General features: G+C 47.0%; 9 protein-coding genes. 2 read left to right on the forward strand and 7 right to left on the reverse strand.

Annotation, left to right across the window (positions count from 1 at the left end; genetic code table 11):
* Positions 1–164: 164 nt before the first annotated feature.
* Positions 165–806: a cob(I)yrinic acid a,c-diamide adenosyltransferase gene (locus B0181_RS10115; RefSeq protein ID WP_242620137.1), complete on the reverse strand. Its 642-nt coding sequence runs from the start codon at positions 804–806 to the stop codon at positions 165–167.
* A gap of 183 nt (positions 807–989) precedes the next feature.
* Here B0181_RS10115 and cysS point away from each other — a divergent pair, with 183 nt between their 5' ends.
* Positions 990–2,444, forward strand: coding sequence for a cysteine--tRNA ligase (gene cysS / locus B0181_RS10120; RefSeq protein ID WP_078277376.1), 1,455 nt, complete (start codon positions 990–992; stop codon positions 2,442–2,444).
* Positions 2,445–2,589: 145 nt separating this feature from the next.
* Here cysS and B0181_RS10125 read toward each other — a convergent pair whose 3' ends face one another.
* From B0181_RS10125 to B0181_RS10140, 4 genes are all read right to left on the reverse strand, one after another.
* Positions 2,590–2,808: a hypothetical protein gene (locus tag B0181_RS10125; RefSeq protein ID WP_078277377.1), complete on the reverse strand. Its 219-nt coding sequence runs from the start codon at positions 2,806–2,808 to the stop codon at positions 2,590–2,592.
* The gene (locus B0181_RS10130; protein ID WP_078277378.1) at positions 2,792–3,103 is read right to left on the reverse strand and encodes a BrnT family toxin; all 312 of its coding nucleotides are present in this window, start codon (positions 3,101–3,103) and stop codon (positions 2,792–2,794) included. The genes B0181_RS10125 and B0181_RS10130 overlap by 17 nt, the downstream gene beginning before the upstream one ends.
* A 167-nt stretch (positions 3,104–3,270) precedes the next feature.
* Positions 3,271–4,575, reverse strand: coding sequence for a homoserine dehydrogenase (locus B0181_RS10135; protein WP_078277379.1), 1,305 nt, complete (start codon positions 4,573–4,575; stop codon positions 3,271–3,273).
* A gap of 417 nt (positions 4,576–4,992) precedes the next feature.
* Complete coding sequence (locus B0181_RS10140; RefSeq protein WP_242620102.1) at positions 4,993–5,880, reverse strand: DsbC family protein; 888 nt, start codon at positions 5,878–5,880, stop codon at positions 4,993–4,995.
* A 546-nt stretch (positions 5,881–6,426) separates the two neighbouring features.
* On the opposite strand from B0181_RS10140, the gene guaB reads away from it, so the two are divergent.
* Positions 6,427–7,899 (forward strand): IMP dehydrogenase, encoded by a 1,473-nt coding sequence (gene guaB / locus B0181_RS10150; RefSeq protein WP_078277381.1) that lies wholly within the window; start codon positions 6,427–6,429, stop codon positions 7,897–7,899.
* Positions 7,900–8,135: 236 nt separating this feature from the next.
* On the opposite strand, the gene B0181_RS10155 is transcribed toward guaB, so the two are convergent.
* Both B0181_RS10155 and metK read right to left on the reverse strand, forming a co-directional pair.
* Entirely contained in the window at positions 8,136–8,489 is a 354-nt protein-coding gene (locus B0181_RS10155; protein WP_078277382.1) for a DUF3144 domain-containing protein, read from the reverse strand.
* Positions 8,490–8,553: 64 nt separating this feature from the next.
* Positions 8,554–9,720, reverse strand: a complete 1,167-nt coding sequence (metK, locus tag B0181_RS10160; RefSeq protein WP_078277383.1) for a methionine adenosyltransferase — start codon at positions 9,718–9,720, stop codon at positions 8,554–8,556.
* Positions 9,721–10,029: the final 309 nt, after the last annotated feature.

Genomic DNA, 10,029 nt, shown 5'->3' on the forward strand with positions numbered 1-10,029 from the left:
TGGGGAAGATACAAGGTTGGATTTTTGGCAAAACCGTAAGTTGGGTTAGCGACAGCGTAACCCAACAAGGTTAAGAAATCACCCTAAAATGTTGAGTTTTCGCTCAGTCCAACTTACAAATTAACTCACAAACCAATCTACAAACCAACCCAATTTTACAAACCCTACAACTCCCCCAAAACCTTGGCATTCCACAGCGTTTCATTCACCTTATTATCAGGCGTAACAAATCGCGACAGCACGAATAAATAATCAGACAAACGATTGACAAATGCGGTGATGGTGGGGCGAATCGATGTGCGCTTGGCAAGAGTGATGCAGCTGCGTTCGGCACGTCTTGCCACGCTTCTTGCGATGTGAATTTGGCAAATCAGCACGCTGCCTTTTAGTAAAATAAAATCCTTCAGATAAGGCAAGTTGTCATTCATCTTATCAATGCGTGCTTCTAGCCAGCTGATGTGCGTATCGTGAATGCCGATAAATTCAGGCATGGCAAGCTCACCGCCCACGTTAAACAGCAAATGCGAAATGATGTTTAGCTCATCACGCACCGCCTTGGTGTCAAAATGCGCTGATGCAGCGTCCAGCCCATCAAGCAATGCGTCAATCATGCCGATGTGTGAGTTTAGCTCGTCCACATCGCCCATCGCCATAAAAACCGCATCATCTTTGGCAAGACGGCTGCCGTCCGCAAGACCGCTTGTGCCGTCATCGCCTGTGCGTGTGTAGATTTTGCTGAGTCGGTTGCCCATAAATAATCCTTTGGTGTAAATCAGATAAAAATTGGCGGTGTGTTTGATTGTCATAACGCCAGCACCGCTTTCAAGAAAATTTGCTTTATTATACCGCTAAATTTTGCTAAGATGGTGGATTATTGTGATGTTTGCCGTGGCTTGACCGCTGACGCTTGACTATCTTATACCCACTTGCTGATATTGGTGGTTTTGCATGGCGCATTTTGTTTTTCTTTGAAGTTTTTTGGAAAAAATATGACTTTATTTGCCGCACATCAAGCTGATTTGTCGCTGTATAACACCATGACCGCCGCCAAGACCAAATTCACACCCATTCACGCAGGCAAAGTGGGCATGTATGTGTGCGGCATGACGGTGTATGATTATTGTCACATCGGTCATGCGCGCGTGATGGTGGCGTTTGATGTGATTTATCGGCATTTGCTGGCGCTGGGGTTTGATGTTACTTATGTGCGAAATATCACCGACATTGACGATAAAATCATCGCCCGTGCCAATGAAAATGGTGAGAGTATTGGCGATTTGACTGCGCGTTTTATCGCTGCCATGCACGAAGATGCGGATAATTTGGGCTGCTTGCGTCCAAGCCAAGAACCAAAAGCCACCGAACACATCACCCAAATGCAAACGCTGATTGGCACGCTGATGGATAAAAATCACGCCTACACCAAAGGTGGCGACGTGTATTATGCGGTGGACAGCTTTGCTGAGTATGGCAAATTATCCAAGCGCAATCTGGACGAAATGCAGGCGGGCAACCGTGTGGACGTGGCGGACGATAAGAGCAATCCGTTTGATTTTGTGCTGTGGAAACGTGCTAAGGCGGGCGAGCCTGCGTGGGCGAGTCCTTGGGGTGAAGGTCGTCCGGGCTGGCATATTGAATGCTCGGCGATGAGCGGCTGCTGCCTTGGTGAGAGTTTTGACATTCATGGCGGCGGGCATGATTTGCAATTTCCCCATCATGAAAACGAAATCGCCCAATCAGAAGCCGCCACAGGCAAGACCTACGCCAACAACTGGCTGCACGTTGGATTTATCAACGTAGACGGCGAAAAAATGAGTAAGTCTTTGGGGAATTTTTCCACTATCAAAGACGTGTTGGCGAATTTTCATGGCGAGACGGTGCGCTTTTTCATCTTATCAAGCCATTATCGCAGCCAAGTGAATTTCTCAGACGCAGCACTCACCGAAGCGCACACCGCACTGAGCCGTCTGTATCATGCGCTAAAATCTGCTGAAAGTTTGGCGGCTGAACAATCTGGTGTGATTGGCATTGACGCTGGCATTGTGCAGGCGGATTTTGCCAAAGCGTTTGCCGATGATTTTGTGGCGGCGATGAACGATGATTTTAACACGCCAAAAGCTGTGAGCGTGCTGTTTAGCGTGGCAAGCGAAATCAACAAGGCCATCAAGGCGAATGACACCGAAGCGGCGCTAAATTTTGCGACTTTGCTAAAAACTTTGGCGAGCGTGCTGGGGCTGCTTGGCGTGCCAGCCAGTGAGTTTTTGCAAAAAAGCCTTGGTGATGAAGGCTTGTCTGCCGAAGAGATTGAAGCGTTGATCGCCAAGCGTGCCGACGCCAAGAAAAACAAAGACTTTGCGCTTGCCGATCAAATCCGCGAAGAATTAAAAGCGCAGGGCGTTGAGCTGGAAGACAGCCGCCAAGGAACGACTTGGCGCAGGGTTTAGTTTGCCGATTTTGTGATAAAGCCGTCCTTTTGGGCGGTTTTTGTTGTAGATGGTGGTTTACTTTGATTGGCTTAAATAAAAACGCACCAATACAGTGCGTTTTTTGCTAAGTGGATTTGGATAAACGGTTTGGGTAGCCAGACGATTAAGCGAACAGCAGGCGTATCATGCCGTTCATGCGCTCTAAGTCAGCTGGATTGTCCATGCGCTGACGAATCAGTTGCCACACGTCATCAGCAATGGCGTTGGTAGGTTTTTCTGGTGTTTTGGCGTTGCTGGTGGATTTTAACGCTTGTCTGATGGCTTGCATTTCTGGTACGTCATCAGGGCGTTTGGCATTATTCCAATTATAATTTTCGTGCATTTTGATACTCCTGTATGTCGTATTTATTTGCTTTGCGTGCTGAAATAATTCTATAACGATTGTTCCTAAAAGTCCACACAAAAAATATTAAGCGCAGTTGATTGCTCATTCCCAGTGTGATAAATCTAGCTTCGCCACCATATTCTCGCGCATCTTCTATGGTGATAGAATAGTCGTCATTATAGACGCTAACAGCTTCTTCAAAGCGTACCCCGTGCTTGTTGAAATTTTCGGTGGCTTTATCACCATCCCATTCAATAATAACTCCGTTGAAATTATTTTCTACTGTTGGCATATGTCATCATCCTGATAGGGTTTTTTATCCCATAAATTATTATATAGACCACCACCACAAAAAGCAATCACACCAATCCACCAAAAACGCCCCAGCTGTCTACTGGAGCGTTTTGTCATTATTGGTAAGATTGCGTCATTTGGGGTAAATTATCGCAATCGTTCGTATTACTCGTCCAAACTTTCCAAACGAATGCGCACCACAGGCTCAGCCACTGCGCTTAGCGTTTCGATTTGTTTGATGGCGGCGTTCATTTGTTTTTCTATCACAGGCAAAGTTAGGATAATCACAGGCGCAAGCCCTGATTTGTGCGCATCTCTTTGCATGATGGCGTCAATGTTAATGCCGTTTTCGCTCAAAATGCGGGTGGTGTCGGCAAGCACGCCCAGCTCATCTTTGACCGTCAAGCGCAGATAATAGCCAGATTGCATTTCATCGCTGGTCAAAATGCGCGTGTCAGACAGCGCTTCTGGCACGAATGCCAAATGCGGCACATCGCTTGGCGTGGCAGCGGCGATGACATAAATCAAATCCATCACGTCCGCCATCACCGCAGAAGCGGTTGCACCTGCACCTGCACCATCGCCATAATACAAAGACTGCCCAAGTGGGTGCGCGTCCACCATCACGGCATTTTTTACGCCATTGACGTTGGCAAGCAGTTTGCTATCTGGAATGAGCGTTGGGTGTACACGCAGCTCAAAGCCATTTTCACGACGAAACGCAAAGCCAAGGTGCTTGATGTTATAGCCCAGCTCTTTGGCGTACACCACGTCTTGCAGGCTGACTTTGGTAATGCCTTCGCAGTACACTTTGTCAAATTGAATTGGAATACCAAAGGCGATAGAAGCCAGCAGTGCCAATTTATGCGCCGCGTCAATGCCTTCTACGTCAAAGGTTGGGTTGGCTTCGGCATAGCCCAGCGCCTGAGCTTCAGCAAGCACATCGCCAAATTTGCGATTTTTTTGCTGCATTTCACTCATGATGAAATTGCCCGTGCCGTTGATGATGCCAGCCAGCCAGTCAATTTTATTGGCAGCCAAGGCTTCACGAATGATTTTAATGATTGGAATGCCGCCAGCTACCGCCGCTTCGTAGCGCACTTGCACGCCGTATTCTTCGGCTAGGGCAAAGATTTCGTTGCCGTGCTTGGCAAGTAAGGCTTTGTTTGCGGTAACAACGTGTTTTTTGTGGCGAATGGCGTGCAAAATCACGTCTTTGGCGACAGTCGTACCGCCAATCACTTCAATGACGATGTCCACGTCGTCCGCTTCGGCAATCGCCATCAAATCCGCGCTTTGTTTGATGGCAGGGTCAATGTCGCTGCGATCACGACGTGTACCAACGTGGGTGATTTTGATTTCGTAGCCGCTGCGGCGTGCCAATTCACGGGCGTTGTCGTTTAGTAGGTGTACCACACCTGTGCCGACTGTGCCAAGCCCAAGCACAGCAAGATTGATTGACTTACTCACAAAAAACTCTCAATAAATAAACAATAAGCACAAACCAAAGTTTGGCAAGACTGTACAAGCGTGGCAATGCGCCAAACGCTCGCTGTTAAGAAATGCTGTAAAATATTGCTAAATTATCACAACTTGCAAGAAGTTGCTAGTAATTTTCATAAAAATTTGCGCAAATTTTGATAAAAATCGGTTTTTAGCAAGATTTGTGCGCTGATTAAACCAAAAGCGGCTAAAATTGGTGAAATTTTAACCACTTACGATGGCTTGCGATTGGAGTGTAATCCAGTTAATTTTGCGTGTGATTTGCCATTAAATTTACCATCAAATCCGCCAAATCTGTAAAGCGCAAAATAAAAAAGCACGACAAAATCGTGCTTTTGAGTGTGTTTTTAAACGATTGGTGAGTGTGTTAAACCCAAGCCAAAATCAGCGGTTGGCGATGGCGGTAGCAATCATGTCTTTGGCGGGCAGATAACCGCCAATTTGTACGCCTGATTCGGTGAAGACCGCAGGCGTGCCAGATACGCCCAATTCATGCCCTAAAGCCATGTGCTTGGCGACTGGGTTGTCGCAGGTTGGGGCGCTGATTTTCTCGCCTTTTTTGGCACGCGTGATGGCGTCTTTGCGGTCGCTGCTGCACCAGATGGATTCGGTCAAGCCGATGTAATGATCGCTGCGTGGCCACGCCAAATAACGCACTTCTAGACCGCCATCGTTAAGCTCTTTGATTTCGCCATGCAGTTTTTGGCAGTAGTGGCAGGTTGGGTCAGAAAAGACATAAATCGCTGCTTTGGTGTCGGTTGTGGCAGGGAAAATAATCATTTCGTCAGGATTGACAGCAGCAAGCGCTTCTTTGGCAACGCTGGCGTGAATGCTGGCGGTGATGTCAATCGGATGTTCGCCGCTGATATTGACGATTTGCCCTTGGATTAGGTGTTCGCCTTTGGCATCGGTGAACATGGCAGGCGCACCATCAAATGTCGCCCAGTAAATGCCTTCCATGTCGGTAGGTAGGGCGGTTTTTGCGGTGATGTCAATGCCAGATTTTTGCAAATTGGCTTGCAAGGCTTTGACCACGTCGTCATTGTTGTTCGCAGGCGTGCTGGTTTGGCTTGCCTGTTGGCTGGTTTGGGCTGGCTTGGCGGTGCTGTCATTGGCAGCGCCATTACTGCAAGCGCTCAGTACGCCAAGTGCCAAAGCGGCAAGTGTAAAACGTGCAGAAAATTTCATAATAAACTCTAAGAATGGGTTTTTATCATGCGATTTTTGTGCGATGGGCATAAAAACGCGGCTGATATAAAATTGCGCCATCATAACAAATCCTAGGCAGGCTGAGTATTGCTTTTATGTAAACGTCAGTGCTTATCATGGCAAGCAGTTTATAAAAATTATAAAATACAAAAGTGCGCAAATATAAAAGCCAGCGATTTGTGCATGATGGCAAGTTGCTGCTTATTATGCCAAAATTTACTTAAAAAATCATCTTTTATTATAATTTTTCATAAGATAAGCATTGCGTGATTTCTAGGGTGTAAAAAATACAAGTCAAAATCATCAAGCGTGAATGTGATTTGATAAGAAATGCAAGCATGGTGGCTATTTTTAAGCGTTGGTGCGGTAAATTGGGGCGATGAAAGGCAAAATTTGATTTTATTTGTGCGATTTACGACAAATTTGTTGTCAAAGTTTTGGGTTTTTTGATACAATACGTTGTTATTTCACAGCCTGCTTTGATTGTCTGATTTTGGGCGGTGTTCTTTATGGTTATCAAGCGAACACCGAGCGCAAACTTTGGTTTGTGGTTAGATTTACCAATTTTAGACGCACAAAAAGCAGCGACATCACCAATAGGAAATAACCATGCTACGCATTGCCTACGACGCACTCACCTTTGACGATGTGCTTTTGCTTCCTGCCTATTCTGAAGTTCTACCAAAAGAAACCAAACTTGCCACGCGCTTAACCACTGACATCAACCTAAACTTGCCGATCATTTCTGCGGCGATGGACACCGTTACCGAGTCAAAAATGGCAATCGCCATGGCGCAGCTTGGCGGTCTTGGCATTATCCATAAAAACATGGACATCGAGCATCAAGCCAGCCGTGTGCGCCACGTCAAGAAATTTGAAGCAGGCACCGTTGCCGACCCTGTAACCGTACACCCAGACGTAACGGTGGGCGAGCTTTTGCGCCTAACTCAAGTGCATAAAATCAGCGGCGTGCCTGTGGTAGAAGCAGGTACGGATAAGGTTGTGGGTATTGTAACGCATCGTGATGTGCGCTTTGAGACCAATTTGGACAAAAAAGTCAGCCAAGTGATGACACCAAAAGAAAAATTGGTAACGGTCAAAGAAGGCACGCCCCAAGAGCAAATCAAGGCATTATTGCACGAACACCGCATTGAAAAAGTGGTGGTAATTGACGATGATTTTCGTCTAAAAGGCTTGATTACTGTCAATGACTTCACCAAAGCCGAAAACAACCCAAATGCCGCCAAAGACGCAAAAGGTCGCCTTCGTGTGGGTGCGGCTGTGGGCACAGGTGCAGACACCGAAGCACGCGTGGAAGCCTTGATTGAAGCGAATGTGGACGTGGTTATCGTAGACACAGCGCACGGCCATTCTAAAGGCGTGATTGACCGTGTGGCATGGATTAAGAAAAACTATCCAAACACCCAAGTCATTGGTGGTAACATCGCCACAGGTGATGCGGCGTTGGCATTGATGGACGCTGGCGCAAATGCGGTGAAAGTTGGCATTGGCCCGGGTTCAATCTGCACCACGCGTATCATCGCAGGCATTGGCGTGCCGCAAATCAGCGCCATTGATAATGTAGCAACCGCCCTAAAAGATCGCATTCCACTGATTGCGGACGGCGGCATTCGCTTTAGTGGCGACATGGCAAAAGCCATCGCGGCAGGCGCAAGCTGTATCATGGTGGGCAGTCTTTTGGCAGGTACCGAAGAAGCGCCGGGTGAAGTTGAGCTGTTCCAAGGTCGCTATTATAAAGCGTATCGTGGTATGGGTTCTTTGGGTGCGATGAGCGGACAAAACGGCTCGTCTGACCGCTATTTCCAAGATGCCAAAGACGGCGTGGAAAAATTGGTGCCAGAAGGTATTGAAGGGCGTGTGCCATACAAAGGCCCTGTGGCAGGCATCATCAACCAGTTGGCAGGCGGCTTAAAATCATCGATGGGTTATACAGGCTGTGCCACGATTGAAGAAATGCGTAAAAACACCACTTTTGTGAAAGTAACAAGCGCAGGTATGAAAGAATCGCACGTTCATGATGTGCAAATCACCAAAGAAGCACCAAACTACCGCCAAAATTGATTTTTGGTTTGGTTTTTGGCTTAAAAACGCCCCTGACTTTGGTTGGGGGTGTTTTTTTGTGGTTTTAAAAACCGTGTTTCAAGCTTATTCTTAAAAGTGGCACAATGTGATTGCTACTTCAGCATAATTTTGGAAATTAATAAATATCAGGCTGATTATCGTAAAATTTACTTTATAAAAAACCCACCAAAGCACAAACTTTGGCGGATTTTTTGGTTTGAAATTTGGTTTTGAATTTAGGCTTGGTCGCCTGCTTTGAGTTTGGTGTATTTATCAAAGTGCTGGGCGTATTCGTCCAAATTATCGCTGAGCATTTTTTGGAATTGCTCGGTATAAAAACGCAAGATTTCTTCTTTTTCTTTGGCGAAATCTTCCGCCTTGACAAAGCCGATGGAAGCTACGGACGCACTAAAACGTGCCGCAGCATACATCAAAGACGAGCCGACTTGCCCTGCGTGTGATTGTGGCGATAATTGGCTGTTGGCAAGTCCGATAAAAGCGTCCGCACGCTCAAAAAAGGCGTTCATTTGTTCGCTTAATTGCACATCGCCAATGTCGTCAATTTGCTCGGCAGTAGGTTTGTCGGTCATGATTTGTCCTTTTGTTGTGTTTATAAGGCTTTGATTTACAAGATTTTAACTGTAATTTGTAGTATTACACGCCAGCGTCTGCACGCAAAGCAGCCGCCAAGTCAGTTTTTTCCCAAGTGAAGGCATGGTCTGAGCCAGCACGGCCAAAATGCCCATAACTTGCGGTGATTTCGTACATTGGCTGCAGTAAATCCAGCATGCGTGTAATGCCGTAAGGGCGCAAATCAAAATGGCGGCGAATCAGTTCGGCGATTTTGACGTCGCTGATTTTGCCAGTGTTAAAGGTGTTTACTGAAATAGAAGTCGGCTCGGCAACGCCAATTGCATAGCTGACCTGCACTTCGCAGCGTGCAGCAATGCCTGCAGCCACGATGTTTTTGGCAACGTAGCGGCCTGCATAAGCGGCTGAGCGGTCTACTTTACTTGGGTCTTTGCCGCTGAATGCGCCGCCACCATGACGTGCCATGCCGCCGTAGGTGTCTACGATGATTTTGCGACCTGTCAAGCCAGCATCACCCACAGGGCCGCCGATGACGAATTTGCCGGTTGGGTTGATGTGGTACAGCGTGTCTTTGTGCAATAGCTCGGCAGGAATGACGTGTTTGATGATTTCTTCCATCACCGCTTCTTTGAGTGCAGCTTGGCTGATGTCTGGGTCGTGCTGAGTGGAAAGCACCAGCGCATCAACGGCAACAGGGCGGTGATTGTCATCATAACGCAAAGTTACTTGCGCCTTGGCATCAGGGCGAAGCCAAGCCAGCGTACCGTTTTTGCGAAGCTCGGCTTGGCGCTCCATCAAGCGGTGGCTTAGCTGAATTGGTGCTGGCATCAGCACGTCAGTTTCGTTGGTGGCATAGCCAAACATCAGGCCCTGATCGCCTGCACCTTGGTCTTCTGGGCGCTGTCTGTCCACGCCTTGCGCAATCTCTGGCGACTGCTTGCCAATCATGTTAATCACCGCACAGCTTGAGCCATCAAAGCCAAGATCTGAGTGGTTGTAGCCGATTTTATTCACTGTATCACGCACCACGCGCTCCACGTCAATATTGGCATGGGTGCTGATTTCGCCTGCCAGTACTACCGCACCAGTCTTCACTAGAGTTTCACACGCCACGCGCGCGTCTTTATCTTCGGTCAAGATGGCGTCAAGTAGCGCGTCAGAAATCTGATCCGCCATTTTGTCTGGGTGGCCTTCACTGACGGATTCGGAAGTAAAAATCTGATAATTCATGAGAAATTCGCTTAAATTTGTGCTTAAATTTTAAAAAATAAAAAAAGTTGTGTGAATTCTGGTGGCTTTTTTAGGCTTGACAGAATGGCGCTGGGTAATGAATGATGATAAGCACCGAACACACAAAATACCACGTTGGGCAAAATGTCCATTTAAAGGATATTTGGCGGAAAATTATAAGCCAAAATAATAAAAAAAGCTAATGAATAATTTTCATGATTTATTGAATAATCGTACACTTGTAAGATTGTGTGTTTGGGGTGGCAAGGTTGAAGTTGGGTTTTGATGGGGTTGTAGATACCATCCCCA

The organism is Moraxella caviae, from assembly GCF_002014985.1.
GTDB classification, from domain to species: domain Bacteria; phylum Pseudomonadota; class Gammaproteobacteria; order Pseudomonadales; family Moraxellaceae; genus Moraxella; species Moraxella caviae.